A 17,204-nucleotide genomic window follows, 5' to 3' on the forward strand; every position below is an offset into this window, starting at 1 on the left:
CTCTTCCGATCTGGCCCCGGGTGGGACCGTGATCCTGTGGGACACCATCGGCGAGCTGGCGCCGGCCTATGAGCAGGCCCAGGCGGCGTTTGTGGGGGGGAGCCTTGCGCCCCTGGGGGGCCAGAATTTCATCGAGGCCCTCATCTGCGGCGTCATTCCCGTCATCGGGCCTTCCTGGGAAGATTTCAGGTGGGTCGGAGAGGCGATCTTCGAGAGCGGCCTGGCCAGGATCGGCGCCGATTGGCGGGCCGTGGCCGGGCAACTGATCCGCGACATGAACCACCCGCCGCCCCGGGATGAGGTGAAATCCCGCGCGCGGGCCTATTTTTCGCGTCGAAAGGGCGGTGCGGCGGAGGCCTGCCGCCTCATCTCCGCGTGCCTGTCCGGCGGCGGCCCGGGGGTTTCGAAACGGTCATTCTTGACAAAAACGACAGATAAACGTAGGTTTCGGCAGCCGTTATCGCAAGGAATCAAGAGGACGCCATGAACGACAAGATCCACATGTCCCTCAAGGGGCATTTTTTAATCGCCATGCCGGGCCTTCTGGACCCCAATTTCTCCCGGTCGGTCGTCTGCATCTGCGAGCACACCGGGGAAGGCAGCCTTGGCCTGGTGGTGAACCGCGCCTATCCCACGCTCCTGTCCAAGGACATCTTCGAGGAGCTGGGCATCGACTATCTGCCGGAAAAAGCCGATATCCCCATATTTTTTGGCGGACCGGTCCACATGGACGAGCTGTTCATCCTCCACGGCCCACCCTTTGACTGGGGGCCTTCGGTCATCATCGTGCCCTCGCTCGCCATGAGCAACAATCGCGCCATACTGGAGGCCATCGCCCTCGGGAAGGGGCCCGACGCCTTCCAGATCACCCTGGGCTGCTCCGGCTGGGGGCCCGACCAGATGGAATCCGAGATGATGGAAAACGCCTGGCTCAGCACCCCGCTCTCCCGCGATGTCATTTTTGATTTTGATGTCGACGCCCGATGGGAAGCGGCCGTCCGAAAGCTGGGCATCGACCCCGCGCGCCTGACCGATGCGGCCGGCCATGCCTGATGCGGCCCGGGCTCCATGAACGTGACGCGGACGGCCGGGGGCGTCAATCCTTCCCGTCGCTCTCCTCCGAGGGGTCTTTTCGGTTCTTCTTGAGGCATGCCCTGTCCTTCCTCACGAACGCGCACACCTTGGGATTGTGATATTCCTTGCAGTTCAAGGGATTGTACAACGGGCATTCAGGATGCTTCTTTGACATGAGTCGATTCCCCGCGGGTTGGGACGGCAGCCGGGCCGCCGGACGGGAGGCCGGGGATCGCCTCGGTCCCCCTCCGACGTTATGGTCTGCTATACCACAAGAGACACCGACCGGCAAGCCGGGACAGGCCCTGCCGCGGTCGGCCGCGCTGGGCAAATCGCTTTGACAAGCCAATGGATTTATACTACAGCGTCGCAGGCATGTTTGTGCGCGCAGCCAGCGGCGTTCGTGGAATCGGCGCTGGGACGCAAGCGGGCGCGGCGGGCGCTCATCAGCCGGCCGGGCGGCATGCCGCTGACCCCCCTGAATTTGAGGTAGTGGATGGACCGGTATCACCAGTTTAAGGAACACTTGATCGGGATCACCCGCACGACCGCGTCCCTGTGCGACGAGGTCAGGGCGCTTTCCGGCGTCGGCGCGGCGCCCACGGACCACTGGAAACGGACCTGCGAAGAGGTCGGGCGGCAGGTGTCCGCCGAATTGTTGCGGGTCGCCGTGGTCGGCCCCATCAAATCCGGAAAAAGCACCTTCGTCAATTCCCTGTTCAAGGGCGAGTATCTGAAACGGGGCGCCGGCGTGGTGACTTCCATCGTCACGAGAATCCGCAGGGGCGGCATCCTCAGGGCGACTCTCTTCTTCAAGTCGTGGGGCGAGATCAACCGCGAGATCGAAAGCGCCATGGTGCTGTTTCCCGCCTCGGACTGGCGCTCCGGCAGCGGCCCCTTCGACATCCGCGAGGCGCGCGACCGGGACGATCTGGCCCGGGCATTGGCCGCCGTGAGCGGGGACCGCCTCATCACCCAGGACGCGCGAAACATGAACAGCGTCATCATCGGCGCCTACCTGGAAGGGTACGACCGGGTCCGGGAGATCGTTTCGGAGGAACCGGCCACCCGCGAGTACGCAGGCGACGCCTTCGGAAAACACAAGGCCTATACCGGAGACGACACCCTGGCGGTGTTTCTGAGGGACATAGAGCTCACCATCGATTCGGGAAGCACGGACGAGACCATCGAGATCGCCGACTGCCAGGGAAGCGACTCCCCCAATCCCCTGCATCTGGCCATGATCCAGGAGTATCTCCGGGCGACCCACCTGATCGTCTACGTCGTCAGCGGGCGAACCGGGCTGCGGCAGGCGGACATCCGCTTTCTTTCGACCATCAAGCGGATGGGAATCCTCGACAACACCCTTTTCCTCATCAACGCCGACTTCGGCGAGCACGACAGCCTGGACGACCTCATGCGGGTCGCCGCCAGGACCCGGGACGACATTGCCCTGCTGCGCCCCGATCCCGACGTCTACGTCCTGTCGGCATTGTTCAACCTCTTCAGATGCACGGAGGATGCCCTGTCGGTAAAAGACCGGCTGCGCATGGCCCAGTGGAAGGGGGAGGGGGCCATGACGGCGTTTTCCGACGGGGAAACCCGCAGGTTCGAGGCGACCATCCATCGGAAGCTGACGGAGGAGCGATATGCGCTCCTCCTGAAAAACCACCTCGAACGCATAGGCCTCCAGGTGGCCGGCATGGCCCACTGGGCACGGGTCAGAAAAGACCTGTTCGGCAAGGACGCCCGGGAGGTGGCGAAGATCGTCCGGGAGATCGGGGCCCATCAGGGAAAGATCGCCGCCGTCAAGAACACGATCCGAAGCACCTTGTCCGGCGCCGTGGAGGCGCTCAAACAGGACCTGAAGCAGGACGTCGACCGGTTTTTCGACAAACATGACGGCATCCTGGGCGAGGCCCTGCGCTTTCTGAGGGGATACCATCCGATCTATGCCGAATGGGCACACCACGTTTCGTCTGCGGGGTTCTCAAGCGCCCTGTACCACGTGTTCCAGGAGGTCAGGCGCACCCTCGACGGATTCATGGCCGAGTCGGTCAATCCGGAGATCATCCGCTTCATTCGCGACGAGGAGGACAAGATCCGGGAGCATTTCGCCGCCGTTGCCGGCTCATACGATGCCATGGTCCGGGACGCCCTTTCGGAATACAACCGGATCATGACCGACCTGGACCTCCCCCGGCTCGGGGATGGGGCGGCGCCGGCGGCCCTGCCCGAGGTGTCGGCCGTCGCGAGGTCCGCGGGCCTCAAGGTGCCGCCGGCCATCGCCGCCATGCAGTACAGCGCCTCCATCCGCGGCGAGGCCGTGATGCGCCTCGGCGTTTACCGGATCGTCCGGTTTTTCAGGAAGATGTTCAAGACCCCCCCCCACGGCCCGGCGGGGGAGGAGCTGCTGGCCCTGAAGGACGGGGTCCTTCGGCTGAAGCGTGAAACGGAGCAGTCCATTGCCTTCAACTTCAAGGACTATCGGGAAAACATCAAGTTTCAATATCTGCTGAGCCTGGCGGATGCCGTCTCCAATGAATTCTATGAAGCCCTGGTGGAGCGGTTTGACGGCCACGTCTCGGATCTGGAGGGCATGGCGGTCCTGATCGAGGAGAAAAAGGCGGATGCCGCAGAAACCCGGAGGATGCTGGAACACATCGAGGCGGCATGCCTGGACGTTGCAGGCGATATCGCGCGCCTCAAGGAGGAGATCAGCGCCGCGTCCTAGCGGAGACGGGGCATCTCCCTCCGTGTCCACCCCACACTGTCAAAGGAAACAAGAATGAAACGCGCACTCATCACCGGAATCACGGGCCAGGACGGCGCATACCTTGCGGATTTCCTGCTGAAAAAAAGATACGAGGTCCATGGGATCAAACGGCGCTCCTCCTCCTTCAACACGGCGCGGGTCGACCATCTCTACCGGGACCCCCACGAGGAAGACATCCAGTTCCGGATGCACTACGGCGACCTGACCGACGCCACCAACCTGATCCGGATCATTCAGGAGGTTCGTCCCGACGAGATCTACAACCTGGCCGCCCAGAGCCATGTGAAGGTCTCCTTCGAGACCCCCGAATACACCGCCAACGCCGACGCCATCGGCACGCTGAGGCTCCTGGAGGCCATCCGGATCCTCGGGCTGGAGCAAAAAACCCGGTTCTACCAGGCCTCGACCAGCGAGATGTTCGGCAAGGTCCAGGAGATCCCCCAGAAGGAGACCACCCCCTTCTATCCCAGGAGCCCCTATGGCGCCGCCAAGGTCTATGCCTACTGGATCACCGTCAATTACAGGGAAGCCTACGGCCTTTATGCCTGCAACGGCATTCTGTTCAACCACGAATCCCCGATCCGGGGGGAGACCTTCGTCACCCGCAAGATCACCCGGGCCGTGAGCCGGATCAAGCTGGGAATGCAGGAGAGGATCTACCTGGGCAATCTCGACGCCAAACGCGACTGGGGCCACGCCCAGGACTACGTCCGGGCCATGTGGCTCATGCTTCAGGCGGAGGCCCCCGAAGACTTCGTCATTGCGACGGGCGAAGCCCACTCCGTCCGGGAGTTCGTCGAAAGGGCCTTCGCCGAGGTGGGCATGGCCATTGCCTGGGAGGGCCGCGGCGTGGATGAGGTCGGCAGGGATGCGGAGAGCGGGCGCGTCGTCGTCCGCATCGACCCCCGGTATTTCCGGCCCACCGAGGTCGACTTTCTCCTGGGCGACCCCGCCAAGGCCCGGAGCATCCTGGGCTGGAAGCCGGAGGTCTCCTTTGAGGACCTGGTGCGGATCATGATCCGGGAGGACCTGAAGTCGGCCGAAAAAGACCGCGTCTGCGAGAGAGAGGGGTTCTCGACCTTTCATCACTTCGAATAGAAAAAGGGGGCAGGCATGGACAGATCGGCGAAAATCTATGTGGCGGGCCATCGGGGGCTGGTCGGAGAGGCCATCTGCCGCCGGCTTGCTTCGGCCGGATACGGCAATGTCATCCGGCGGACCCGCAAAGAGCTGGACCTCACGCGCCAGGACGCCGTCGAGGCCTTTTTCCGGGAAGAGCGGCCGGAATACGTCTTCCTGGCGGCGGCCAAGGTGGGGGGGATTCACGCCAATAACACCTTCCCGGCGGAATTCATCTACCAGAACCTGGCCATCCAGACCCACCTGATCCATGCGAGCCACCGCTTCGGGGCCCGGCGGCTTCTTTTTCTCGGAAGCTCCTGCATCTACCCCCGGGACTGCCCCCAGCCCATGAAAGAGGCCCACCTCCTGACGGGTCCCCTGGAGCCCACCAATTCCCCTTACGCCGTGGCCAAGATCTCCGGGATCGAGATGTGCTGGGCCTACAACCGCCAGCACCAGACCTGCTTCATCCCGGTCATGCCCACCAATCTCTACGGCATCAACGACAATTTCAACCTCGAAACCTCCCACGTCCTTCCCGCCATGATCCGCAAATTCCACCTGGCCCGCCTCGCAGCCGAAAAGAACTGGGAGGCCGTCGCAAAAGACGAGGCCCTCTACGGCCCCATTCCGGCCGACATCCAGGCCGCTTTGGGCATGGGCGGCGGATCCCGGGGGGGGTCGGAGCCGGTCGTGCGCCTGTGGGGCACCGGGTCCCCCAAGCGGGAGTTCCTTTATGTGGACGACCTGGCCGATGCCTGCCTCTTTGTGATGAACCACGGGTCCATCGACCGCATCATGCCGCCTGCGGCCTTCCTCCTGAACATCGGCACAGGGGAAGACCTCACCATCCGCGAGCTTGCCCTCGCCATCGCCCGCGTCGTCGGGTTTGACGGCGCGGTGGAATGGGACCCGGACAAGCCCGACGGAACTCCCCGGAAGCTCCTGGACGTCTCCCGCATGACCGCCCTGGGCTGGAGAGCCGGCATCCGCCTCGAGGAAGGGCTGAAAAAGACCTATGAAGGGTATGTCGGCAGGTATTGAATCCCTTAGATAAACGATAACAATGAGATATAAAACCACATTGCATCTGTCTCCAACTGCATTTGACGGGAAATATGAAGAACGGATCAACGCCTACAACGGACTTGATCCCCTGAATCAGAGCATTGTTCATATCCTTTCGGTCATCTATGACCAAGCAGCAAGAACCCATGTCCTCAATAGCCTCAAAAACCTCTTTATCGGAGACGCCGATGTCAAAAAATTCACGGTCAAAAGCCTGGACCCCTTATTCAATGAACTGATTGGCCTGGGCCTCATCGAGAGAGAGGATACCCGCGTTCGATGCAGTCTTTTCCTGATGGAACCGCTTTCGAGGCTGCTGGCGGACGAAGACCGCTTTGATGAAATCGCCGCCGCCGTCCAGAAAGCCATGCCTGTCACACGCTGGGATGGAAGGCTCGATTTTCCGAGATACGAGCAGATGGTCAGGGAGATTCGCATCGGACTGTATCGGCGGGATGTTGATCGTGTCCATGAAATTCTATCCTCCTACGAGAAAGACGATTTCCTTCGCAGTCGGCAGCTCCACCCTTTGGTCGCCGTGTTCAAGGATTCATTCGATAGGGTCTGGATTTCCGAATTCCTGCCCCAGGTTCTGCAATCGGATATCGCGAAAGCCCTTGTGGAAGAACTCGACCATCATTATTTACCCGTGGATCAGGAAATTCTCTCTTTTCTGAAGGCGTGTTCGACATCCATCCACGAGATGGATGACCGGGGACGCGTCCAAACCTTTCTGGCGGAGGAATGGATACTGGCAGGCCGGTTCAATGCCGCCGAAGAGTTGATATCCCGGGATGTCGGAATCACGGCATCCATCATCAGCGGGGTTCTGGCATTTCTTCGGGGAAATAACCTGGATGCGATTGCTCACTACGAGACGGCATTGCAATTGCTGAAAAAAAGCACCCGAAAACGCAAGGTTTATTTCAATACCCTATCCGGTGTGTTTTACATCCTTGCCTTGCTGAAAAGCGGCGCTGCCCAGGACATTCAGCATGGAAAAAACCTTGCCGCCATTGCGGCCAATGATGCCGACAATCCCCTGCAAGGTGCGTTCAAAACATTAACCTGGCTGATCGGCGCCCGGGAAGGAGATCCGGATGCGCTTGAATCCATCAAGCATTGGGAAATCCCACTCTATGAATTCAGTCATTTTTCCATTTTTATTCAATCGCTTGTCCTTTATTGGACCGATAAGAAAAAAGCCGGAAAATGGACCCGTCTCCTGATTCAATTGCACGACACCGCGGAAAAAAACCGGCATGAATGGCTGGCGGCGGAGGTTTCAGCACTGCTTTCCCATCTGCCTGGAAAGGATCAAAAATATCCTGAAACGGCGGCGGCATTTTTTGCAACAACCGGAATAGAGAGCATGGTTGAGCTGATTCAGCCGGAAAGCAAATGGCAGCAGGCGCTGAATGCGCTGATCAGCCTGAAAAGGCCAGATGCCGTCGTTGTTGAAGCCGAGAAATCATCCCGCCTGGTCTGGCTGCTGGGCCTGGATAAAAAATACGGCCATTGGCACCTTTCCCCGCGGGAACAGATCAAAACCGCCACAGGCGGGTGGACCAAGGGGCGCAAGATCGCCTTGAAACGCCTGTACCACGAAACCGCGACCTTGGATTTCCTGACATCCCAGGACAAATTGGTTTGCGCGTGCATTGAAGAGGATCGGTTTGTCTGGCGGGGATATCCGGAAGTCAGCTACGATTTCAAATCACGGGCATTGAAAGCCCTTGCAGGACATCCCCTGGTGTTTTCAGAGGATTCCCCGGAGGTTCGGATCGAAATCGTCACGGGTCACCCGGAGCTGGTGATCAACAGACGGGAGGACGGCAAATTCCAAATTTCCTTTTCCCAGGATTTCAACGTCGAGAGTGATGTTCAACTCGTCCGGGAATCTCCCACTCGAATCAAGGTGATTGAAACCAAAGACGATGTCCTCCGAATCGCCAAGATTATCGGCAAGGGGCTTACGGTGCCCGCCTCGGGAAAAACGCGGCTGCTCGAAGCCGTTGAGAGCGTGTCCCCCATCGTCACGGTTCATTCACAAATCGAGGGCATCGGGCGGGAGGCGGAAGCGGTACCCGCCGATCCGACGCCCAACATCCACCTGCGGCCCTTTGGACCGGGGCTGAAGATCGAGATGACAGTGCAGCCTTTTGCCCCGGAAGGCCCTTGTTTCCGGCCCGGAGAGGGCGGGGAAACAGTGATTTCCGACATTGGCGGCAATCTTCTACGGACAAAACGGGACCTTGATCAAGAGAAAGAGCGCGCCGACAAGGCCATGGCCGCCTGCCCGACCCTGCTTTCCATCGGGGAGTCCCAAGATGCGATGTGGGAATGGGAACTGAGAGAACCTGAAGATTGTCTTGAAGCCCTGACGGAGCTCTACGCCCTGGAAAACGCAGTCATCATCAAATGGCCCGAGGGGGAACGCTTGCGCATCCGGCAGCAGGCGGACATCAACCGGTTTTTCGTGAACGTCAAAAAAGAGAAGGACTGGTTTTCCGTATCCGGCGAGTTAAAGCTGGATGACGGCCTGGTGCTGTCAATGGATCGGCTCTTCTCGTTGCTCGAAAGTGCCCCGGGCCGGTTTGTTCAATTGGAAGACGGCCAGTTTCTGGCGCTGACCCGGGCATTCAGAAAACGCCTGGATGAATTGGCCGCCTATTCGAAAAAATCGGGAAAAAACCGACGGTTTCATCCCCTGGCCGCCCTGTCGATCGAGGAACTGGCGGATGATCTCGGCGGTTTTGGCAGCGACCAGCACTGGAAAGCCCATCTGAAGCGATTGAAGGATGCCCACTCGCTGAAACCCGAGATCCCGTCGACCTTCAAGGCCGAGCTTCGCGATTATCAGGTTGAAGGCTTTCGCTGGCTGGCCCGTTTGGCCCACTGGGGCGTCGGGGCGTGCCTGGCGGACGACATGGGCCTCGGGAAAACCATTCAGGCCCTGGCCTTCATTCTCACAACCGCGGCCAAAGGCCCGTGCCTTGTCGTTGCGCCCACGTCGGTATGCATGAACTGGGAAGAGGAAGCCCGTCGTTTTGCGCCCTCGCTCAACATCGTCACCCTGGGGAACAGCGATCGGGAAACAATCCTGGAAGGTCTCAACCCCTTTGACCTGCTGGTGGTCAGCTATGGCCTGCTGCAACAGGAAAAGGTGGCGCAGATGCTGTCCTGCGCGCACTTCAAGGCCATTGTGCTGGACGAGGCCCAGGCCATTAAAAACCTGACCACCAAACGTTCCCAGGCGGCCATGAATCTTACCGGGGACTTCAGGCTGATCACCACCGGGACCCCCATCGAGAATCATCTGGGTGAACTATGGAATCTTTTCCGGTTTATCAATCCCGGTTTTCTGGGGTCGCTCAAAGAGTTCAACGAAACCTTTGCCGTCCCCATCGAAAAAGACCAGAATCGAAATGTCCGAAGAAGCCTGAAAAAGCTTGTTCAGCCCTATATCCTCCGGCGAACCAAAAACCAGGTGCTGGAAGAGCTGCCCCCGCGGACGGATATCATCCTTCAAGTGGAATTAAGCGCGGATGAACTCGCGTTTTATGAAACCCTGCGGCGAAAAGCGCTGGACAATCTCGCCGGCGGCGATGGCCCCGCCCAGAACGCAAATCTTCGGATTCTGGCGGAAATCATGAAACTGCGACGGGCCTGCTGCAATACAAAGCTGGTGCTGCCCGACGTAGCGCTGCCCAGCGCCAAGCTTGCCGTATTCGGCGAAATTGTTGAAGATCTTCTGGCAAACGGGCACAAGGCCCTGGTTTTCAGCCAGTTTACGGGACATCTCGACATTCTGCGGGAATATGTGGAAACCAGGGCGATCCGCTACCAGTACCTGGACGGAAGCACGCCGCAAAAAGAACGCAAAAGGTGTGTCGCCGCCTTCCAGGGCGGTGAAGGAGACCTGTTTCTCATCAGCCTGAAAGCCGGCGGACTCGGGTTGAACCTGACCGCCGCCGATTACGTCATCCACATGGATCCCTGGTGGAACCCGGCCATGGAGGACCAGGCATCCGACCGCGCCCACCGGATCGGTCAGGAACGGCCGGTTACCGTCTACAGGCTGATCGCCAGGCACACGATCGAAGAAAAGATCTTGGCCCTGCACAAGACAAAACGGGCGCTGGCCGACAGCCTCCTCGACGGCGCCGACATGAGCGGAAAAATGACGGCGGACGAGCTGCTTCAATTGATCAGAGAATCCTGATTTCGGATTGTATTCACCGTTACCGAAGGAAAAACGAATGGGCAATAATACTGAGGTATACTGGCATGAGCATATGGTCTCCCGCGCGGAGCGGGAGGTGCTGAACGGACACAAGGGCTGCGTGATCTGGTTCACGGGATTGAGCGCATCCGGAAAAAGCACGATCGCCAACACCCTGGACCACAAGCTCTCCCAAAACCGGGTCCACTGCGCGGTCCTGGATGGGGACAATGTCCGTCACAGTCTGAACGCCGGGACTCAGATGCTTCGGGAGAACCACGGAAATGATTTTGCCGAGCGCTTCGGCCTGGGCTTTTCCGCCATAGACCGGGAGGAAAATATCCGGCGCATCGGGGCCGTGGCCAACTTGTTCTCCCAGGCCGGCATGATCGCCATTACCGCATTCATCAGCCCTTATCGAATTGACCGGGATCGAGTTCGAAACACGCTCCTGCCGGGAGAGTTCATCGAGATTTTCGTCGACACCCCCATCTCGGTCTGCGAAGCCAGGGATCCGAAGGGCCTTTACAAGAAAGCAAGGGCCGGCGAGCTCAAGGGATTTACCGGCATCGACGACCCGTATGAGCCCCCGGTGTCCCCGGAGATGGTGCTCTTCGGAGGCGAAAAGACCCCGGATGTGCTGGCGAACGAGGTGATTTCGTTTCTAAAACATAACGCAATCATAGAAAAATAAACTGACAACCTTTCTGTGGGATTTGTCCCGGCGCCATAACCTGCACGGCACAGCCGGGCTCCTGGGAGCGCACCCCCGTGCGCCGGGCTCACCCATTCCCCGACGGTTCGACTTCACGGATGTTGAACGGATCGTCTGCGACATCCGAGTCTGATCAGAAGATCCTGCTCCCAGTGGATCGTGCAGACAGTTTCAAGGCGCTGTTTTTGCTTGGCAGCGGGGGGCAAAGACGATAGCATGGCAGTGAGAACGGGTCATGTCCCCGATGAGCGTCCATCAAGGCCGCCTCCAAGGCAATTTTCATCATTCTTCAAGATAAATGAAGGAAACGATCCGCATAGGGAGCGCCAGGATGCACCACAACCAAAACCTCCACCTGATCGGTCAAGACCAGGTTCAATCCTTTTCCTATCCGTGGAATATCATCGTCCCTGCGGCCACCAGGATTCTGGTATGGGGGATGCTGGCCGCCATTCTCTATATCCTGCGAAGTTTTTTTCTGCTGATTTTTCTGACTTTTGTTTTTGCCTACATTCAAAGAAGCGGCGGTAATCATCTTGCAAAATATATCAAGAACAGGGCGTTGCGCGTTACTCTGGTTGCAGCGATATTTTTGAACGTTTTGGTCGCCGTGGGAATCTTTCTTGTTCCCATAGTAAAAAAGCAGACAGAGGTTTTTATAGATCAGTTTCCCATTTATATCCATCGAACCGATCAGGAACTTTTTTCTTTGACCTCCAGGTATCCCCTGCTTAAAGAGGTTTTTCCTGAATTAAAGTATCAGGAGGATATTCCAGCTCCGGTCCCTGAAAATACGGTAAATCTAAAAAATTCGCCTTCCATGCTGTTGCTGCAGCAGCTTTTTGGAGCTGAAGAAGAAGCCGCCGGGATCAAGAATGTCAATCAGATACTGGAAGCACTGGGAGGGATCAGCAGAAGAATCGTGTCCGGAACATCGACCTTTCTTTTGTCTCTTCTATTTTCTTTCCTGATTGTTCTGGACCTGCCTCGATTGACCCGAAGCGTCACGGAACTTGAAAATACGAATCTTCGCTTCATTTATGTTGAAGTCGCAGGAAATATAGGGGGTTTCGCTCATATACTGGGAAAAGCCCTGGAGGCGCAATTCATCATTGCCGTCGTAAACGCCCTGCTGACGGCGGCCGGCATCTATTTTATCGGATTGGGCACAAATGTCGCCTTCCTCTCTGTGATTGTATTTTTCTGCAGTTTTATTCCCGTGGTGGGCGTTTTCATCAGCTCTGTCCCGATATGTTTGATTGCGCTGCAAACATTCGGGGTTCATACGATGTTGATTGCCATATTGCTAATAGTGATCATCCACCTCATAGAGGGATATATTTTAAACCCCAGAATCTATGGATCCTACATGAGAATCAACCCCGTCATTATCTTGATTGTTCTGACTATCGGCGGAAAGCTTTTCCATATCTGGGGCTTGATTCTGGGGGTGCCGATCTGCACCTATCTCTTTGGACATGCGATAAAAAAAAGAATTCAAATAGATATGGTGAATGATCCGCATGAAGATCAAGAGATCGACGGGGTTTCAATTGGAGAGAAAGGGGAATCGGGCTGACCGCATTCGAGCCAGGTCGATACGGCGAGAAACGCCTTCGAGCAGGCGGGCGCAGATGAGGAGGAAGGCCTTGCAGGACAAGGACAAGACCAGAAAACAGCTCATCGAGGAGCTCCAGGGTCTCAGAGAACGGCTCCAGGTCGTGGATGCCCTGGTTCCGAAGCAGGAGGAGGATGCAGACCCGGACGAGGGCGGTCTCCAGGGCACGGATCGGCGCAATCTCTTCGAAACAATCCTGGATTCCCTGGTCACCGGCATCTGGGTTACCGACGCGGCCGACCGGATCCGGTATGCGAACAGAGGCATGGGCGCCATCGCCGGCATGGCGCCCGAAGAGATGAAAGGTCTTTCGGTGTTCAAGGACTTTCCGAGGGAGACCATCCGGCACTTTGAGCTCTTTTACCGCAAGGCAAAGGAGACCCTGAAGGCGGTGCCGTATTCTTCCGTTCCCGTCCGGACCCCCGCGGGCCGAGACTCCTGGCAGTCGGGATGGATCCTCCCCTTGGTCAGAAAAGGCCGGTGGGAAGGAGCGGTCTGCACCACGGAGGAGGATCGTCGCGCCAGGCTGGCCGAGGAGCAGCTCAGGGAGAGCGAAGCCAAGTTCGGGACGATCTTTCGGTCGAGCCCCGAGGCGATTGTCATCACCTCCGTTGCCGAGGGCCGGTTTGTCGAAGTGAACAAATCCTTTGAGCGGGTGACGGGGTATGGAAGGGAGGAGGTGATCGGCCGCACCACCCTGGAAGTGGGGATCTGGTGGGATGCGGCGGACCGGGCCCGGATGATCGAGGCCCTCCGGCGCCATGGGGAGATCTATGACCAGGATTTTCGGTACCGGTCCAGAGGCGGTCGAAAAATCGACACCCTGGTCTCGGCCGAGATCATCGATCTCGCCGGGACCCCCTGCCTCCTTGCCCAGATTCGGGACATCACCGGGCGCAAGCGCGAGGAGCGGGCCCTTACCGTCATGAACCGGCTCCAGGAGGTGTTCCTGACGGTGGCGGGAGACGACGTCTACGCCAATCTTCTGGATGTTCTTCTCGAAGCGGTGGACAGCCCCATCGGATTTTTCGCCTTCATCGACGACGAAGGAAACCTGGTCAGCCCCTCCTTGACACGGGAGGTCTGGGACCAATGCCGGATGAGCCATAAGAGCATCGTCTTTCCCCGGGAGACCTGGACCGGCCTGTGGGGGGAATCCCTCCTCCAGGGCAGGACCCACGTCACCAACGACGGGTTGAAGACGCCCCCGGGGCATATTTCCCTTTCCCGGGCGATCTGCGTGCCGGTCCTGTTTCAGGAGACGGTGATCGGCCAGTTCGCCCTGGCCAACAAGGGGATCGACTACGATGCCCATGACCAGGCCCTTCTCGAACGGATCGCGGCCTTCATCGGTCCCATCCTCAAAGCACATCTGGAGCGGAAAAAGGAGGAGCGGGAGCGCGAGAAAGCGGAGCGGTCGCTCCTGGAGAGCAGGGAGCGGATGAGCCAGGCATTGCGGGCCGCAAACGCGGGGGCATGGGAGTGGAGAAAACAGACCAACGAGGCGATCTGGTCCGACGAGAACTACCTGGTGCTCGGACTGGAGCCGGGCAGCGTGCCGGCGAGGTATGAGAACTGGCTCGGGATGCTCCACCCCGAGGACCGGGCGGAGGCGGATCGGCTCGTGACCGAGGCGGTCGTCAACCGGACCGATCTCGACATCGCCTATCGGGTCGTGTGGCCCGACGGCAGCATCCGCTGGATCAATGACCTCGGCAGGCTTGTCTATGACGAATCGGGTGAGCCCCGCGGCATGTACGGTATCCAGATCGATATCTCCGAGCGCAGGCAGGCCCGGGAGGAGCTTCGTCGGAAGGAGGAGTACTATCGGAGCCTCTTCGAGAACGCCATGGACATCGTGACCATCATGGGGGCAGACGGGACCATTCTCTTTGAAAGCCCATCCGTGGAGCGGATCGTCGGATATAGGCCCGATGAACTCATCGGATTGGACGCCTTCACCCTGATCCACCCCGAGGACGCCGCCCCGATTCGGGAGATTTTCGAGCGAGCCGTGAAACACCCGGGCGCCGTGGAGCGTGGAGAATTCCGGTTTCAGCATCGGGACGGGTCCTGGCGGACTCTCGAGGCTGTGGGAAAGAACCTTCTCCATCTGCCGGCCGTGGGGGCTGTCGTCATCAACCTGCGTGACGTCACGGACAGGCGCATGATGGAGCGGCAGTTGAGGAAGTCCCTGCAGGAGAAGGAGATCCTCCTCAGGGAGATTCATCATCGGGTCAAGAACAACCTCCAGATCATTTCGAGCCTCCTGGATCTCCAGGCGGGTACCGTCAATACCCCTGAAATCCTGAATGCCTTCCGGGACAGCCGACAGCGAGTCAAGACCATGTCCATGATCCATGAGCGGCTCTACGGGATGGGAGATGTTTCCAGCATCATGCTGGCCGGCTTCGTCGAAGACCTCGTTCACGCCATCGTGCGGGCGAATTCCACCAACGTCGCCGCAGGGGTACATTGCGATATTCCCGAAATCTCCGTGAGCCCCGCTGCTACGGTGCCCTGCGGACTCATCATCAACGAACTGGTTTCCAACTCCCTGAAACACGCCTTCGCCATGGGAAGAAGCGGGAATATCCGCATCCGCGTTCGATCCGTTCCGGAAAACCGGCTGGCCCTGATCGTCGCGGACGACGGAACGGGGCTGCCCGGGCATGTGGACATCCACCAGCCCGATTCCCTGGGACTCAACATCGTCAAGGCGCTGGTAAGGCAGCTCAAGGGAACGATGACGGTCCGGAGCTGCGGGGGAACGGAGATGGAGGTGGTCTTTCCGAACCCGCCCCCTGAAAAGCAAGGCTGACCCCGGAAAGGGAAGCGGGTCCGCCGCTTCGGGGGTTTACCGTGCATTCCCACCGCTTCCGGACCATTTTCAGGCTGGCTTGATCGATTCAAGAAAAACTTGGCTTTACAATGGGTTATAGAAGCGCTATAAGGAATGCTATTGGATCTTTTCTGCAAACCTTGAGTTTCCGGAGTTTAGCGCAATGGAGAAAGCCCGGGTGATGGTGGTGGAAGACGAGGGCCTGGTGGCCCTCTCGCTGGAGAAGAAGCTGATCGAGCTTGGATACGGCGTTCCGGCGGTGGCCTCGTCGGGGGAGGAGGCGATCCGCCTGGCCCTCGGGTCGAGGCTGGATATCATCCTGATGGACATCAGGCTTGAGGGGGGCATCGACGGCGTTGCGGCCGCATCCCGGATCCGGGAGGAAATGGACCTGCCCATCGTATACCTCACCGCCTATTCGGACCCCAAGACCATCGAGAGGGCAAAGGCCACACAGCCTTTCGGCTATCTCATCAAACCCTTCGATGAACGGGAGCTTTTCGCCACCATCGAAATGGCCCTTTGCAAACACGGCCTGGAAAAAAGGCTCAGGGCCAGCGAGAGATGGTTTTCCACCACGCTGCGGAGCATCGGCGAGGGGGTGATTGCCACGGACCCCCGCGGCATCGTCCGTTTCGTCAATCCCGTGGCGGAGCTGCTGACCGGTTGGGAGGAGGCCGAGGGCATGGGCAAAGAGATCTCGGAACTCTTCCAGATCGTTCACGAAAGGACCCGGGGTGCGCTGGAACTCCCGGTAATGCGGGCCATGGAGGAAGGGGCGGTGCTGGAACTGCCGGACCATGCGGCCCTCGTTGCCAAGGACGGCACCCCGCGGTGCATCAGCGACAGCGTGGCCCCGATTGTGGACGACCGGGGGGAGGTGCTCGGGGCGGTGGTCATCTTCCGGGACGTCACCCAGAAGCGCTCCATGGAAGAAGAACTGAAACGGCACCGCGACCACCTGCAGGCGCTTGTGGACGAGCGGACCCGGGAGCTTGTGCAGGCCAAGGAGCAGGCCGAAGCGGCGAACCGGGCCAAGTCGATGTTTCTCGCCAAGATGAGCCACGAACTCCGCACCCCCTTGAGCGGTGTTCTGGGCGCCGCCGATCTCCTCGCCCTCACCCCCCTCGACGATCGCCAGCGGGTTTATGTGGATCTTGTATCCCAGGCCGGCAAAACCCTCCTCCTGATCATTAACGATATCCTCGATTATTCCAAAATCGAAGCGGGAAAGACGAAGCTGGAGATCCAGCCCATGAGCGTTCGGGAACTCCTCCGGGAGATGACGCGCCTGTTTTCCATCGAGGCCGACAGGAAGGGGCTTCGCCTGCAGATCGAGGCGGCCCCGGAGGTGCCGGAGCTGGTGCTCGGGGATTATGTCCGGCTGAGGCAGATACTGACGAATCTCATCGGCAACGCCCTCAAGTTCACCCACCGGGGAGGGGTTTCGGTTCAGGTCGGCCGGTCGGAACCGCCCCTCCAACCCGAGCTGATTCGTTTCAACGTCGTCGATACGGGCGTGGGTGTGCCTGCGGAGGCCCATGAACGGATTTTTCGAAGCTTCGAGCAGACGGACAACTCCATCTCCAGGCGATATGCCGGGACGGGACTCGGTCTGGCCATATGCCGAAAACTCGTTCATCTCATGGGCGGAGAGATCGGCGTGGAGAGCAGCCCGGGGAAGGGATCCCGGTTCTGGTTCACCGCGGAACTCTCTGCGCCGGACCATCTTCACTAGGCCCATATAGGCCCCCGGCCGGTACC

Annotated in this window: 10 protein-coding genes and 1 pseudogene; 10 read left to right on the forward strand and 1 reads right to left on the reverse strand. The window is 59.1% G+C overall.

Annotated elements, in window-relative coordinates:
• A pseudogene (locus ACEW8N_RS09755) lies at positions 1 to 487 on the forward strand (hypothetical protein); the annotation flags it as partial.
• Positions 484 to 1,053, forward strand: a complete 570-nt coding sequence (locus ACEW8N_RS09760) for a YqgE/AlgH family protein (protein WP_373499622.1) — start codon at positions 484 to 486, stop codon at positions 1,051 to 1,053. The pseudogene ACEW8N_RS09755 and the gene ACEW8N_RS09760, both read left to right, overlap by 4 nt.
• A gap of 43 nt (positions 1,054 to 1,096) precedes the next feature.
• Here ACEW8N_RS09760 and ACEW8N_RS09765 read toward each other — a convergent pair whose 3' ends face one another.
• Positions 1,097 to 1,249 carry a hypothetical protein gene (locus ACEW8N_RS09765; RefSeq protein WP_373499623.1) on the reverse strand — a complete coding sequence of 51 codons (153 nt, stop codon included), beginning with the start codon at positions 1,247 to 1,249 and terminating at the stop codon, positions 1,097 to 1,099.
• A 321-nt stretch (positions 1,250 to 1,570) separates the two neighbouring features.
• Between ACEW8N_RS09765 and ACEW8N_RS09770 the strand changes: the two genes are divergently transcribed.
• The 8 genes from ACEW8N_RS09770 (at position 1,571) to ACEW8N_RS09805 (ending at position 17,178) form a co-directional block, all read left to right on the forward strand.
• Positions 1,571 to 3,808 carry a dynamin family protein gene (locus ACEW8N_RS09770; RefSeq protein WP_373499624.1) on the forward strand — a complete coding sequence of 746 codons (2,238 nt, stop codon included), beginning with the start codon at positions 1,571 to 1,573 and terminating at the stop codon, positions 3,806 to 3,808.
• Between the two features lie 54 nt (positions 3,809 to 3,862).
• On the forward strand, positions 3,863 to 4,948 hold the full coding sequence (gene gmd, locus ACEW8N_RS09775; protein ID WP_373499625.1) for a GDP-mannose 4,6-dehydratase: 1,086 nt from the start codon (positions 3,863 to 3,865) through the stop codon (positions 4,946 to 4,948).
• 15 nt (positions 4,949 to 4,963) lie between these two features.
• Positions 4,964 to 6,016, forward strand: a complete 1,053-nt coding sequence (locus ACEW8N_RS09780) for a GDP-L-fucose synthase family protein (RefSeq protein WP_373499626.1) — start codon at positions 4,964 to 4,966, stop codon at positions 6,014 to 6,016.
• Positions 6,017 to 6,038: 22 nt separating this feature from the next.
• On the forward strand, positions 6,039 to 10,265 hold the full coding sequence (locus ACEW8N_RS09785; protein WP_373499627.1) for a DEAD/DEAH box helicase: 4,227 nt from the start codon (positions 6,039 to 6,041) through the stop codon (positions 10,263 to 10,265).
• Between the two features lie 37 nt (positions 10,266 to 10,302).
• Positions 10,303 to 10,959, forward strand: coding sequence for an adenylyl-sulfate kinase (gene cysC / locus ACEW8N_RS09790; RefSeq protein ID WP_373499628.1), 657 nt, complete (start codon positions 10,303 to 10,305; stop codon positions 10,957 to 10,959).
• A gap of 352 nt (positions 10,960 to 11,311) precedes the next feature.
• On the forward strand, positions 11,312 to 12,559 hold the full coding sequence (locus ACEW8N_RS09795; RefSeq protein WP_373499629.1) for an AI-2E family transporter: 1,248 nt from the start codon (positions 11,312 to 11,314) through the stop codon (positions 12,557 to 12,559).
• A gap of 70 nt (positions 12,560 to 12,629) precedes the next feature.
• Positions 12,630 to 15,419, forward strand: a complete 2,790-nt coding sequence (locus ACEW8N_RS09800; protein ID WP_373499630.1) for a PAS domain S-box protein — start codon at positions 12,630 to 12,632, stop codon at positions 15,417 to 15,419.
• A 184-nt stretch (positions 15,420 to 15,603) separates the two neighbouring features.
• Entirely contained in the window at positions 15,604 to 17,178 is a 1,575-nt protein-coding gene (locus ACEW8N_RS09805) for an ATP-binding protein (RefSeq protein ID WP_373499631.1), read from the forward strand.
• The last annotated feature ends 26 nt before the right edge of the window (positions 17,179 to 17,204 follow it).

Origin of the sequence: Desulfococcus sp. (assembly GCF_041737845.1) — a bacterium.
Taxonomy (GTDB): Bacteria; Desulfobacterota; Desulfobacteria; order Desulfobacterales; family Desulfococcaceae; genus Desulfococcus.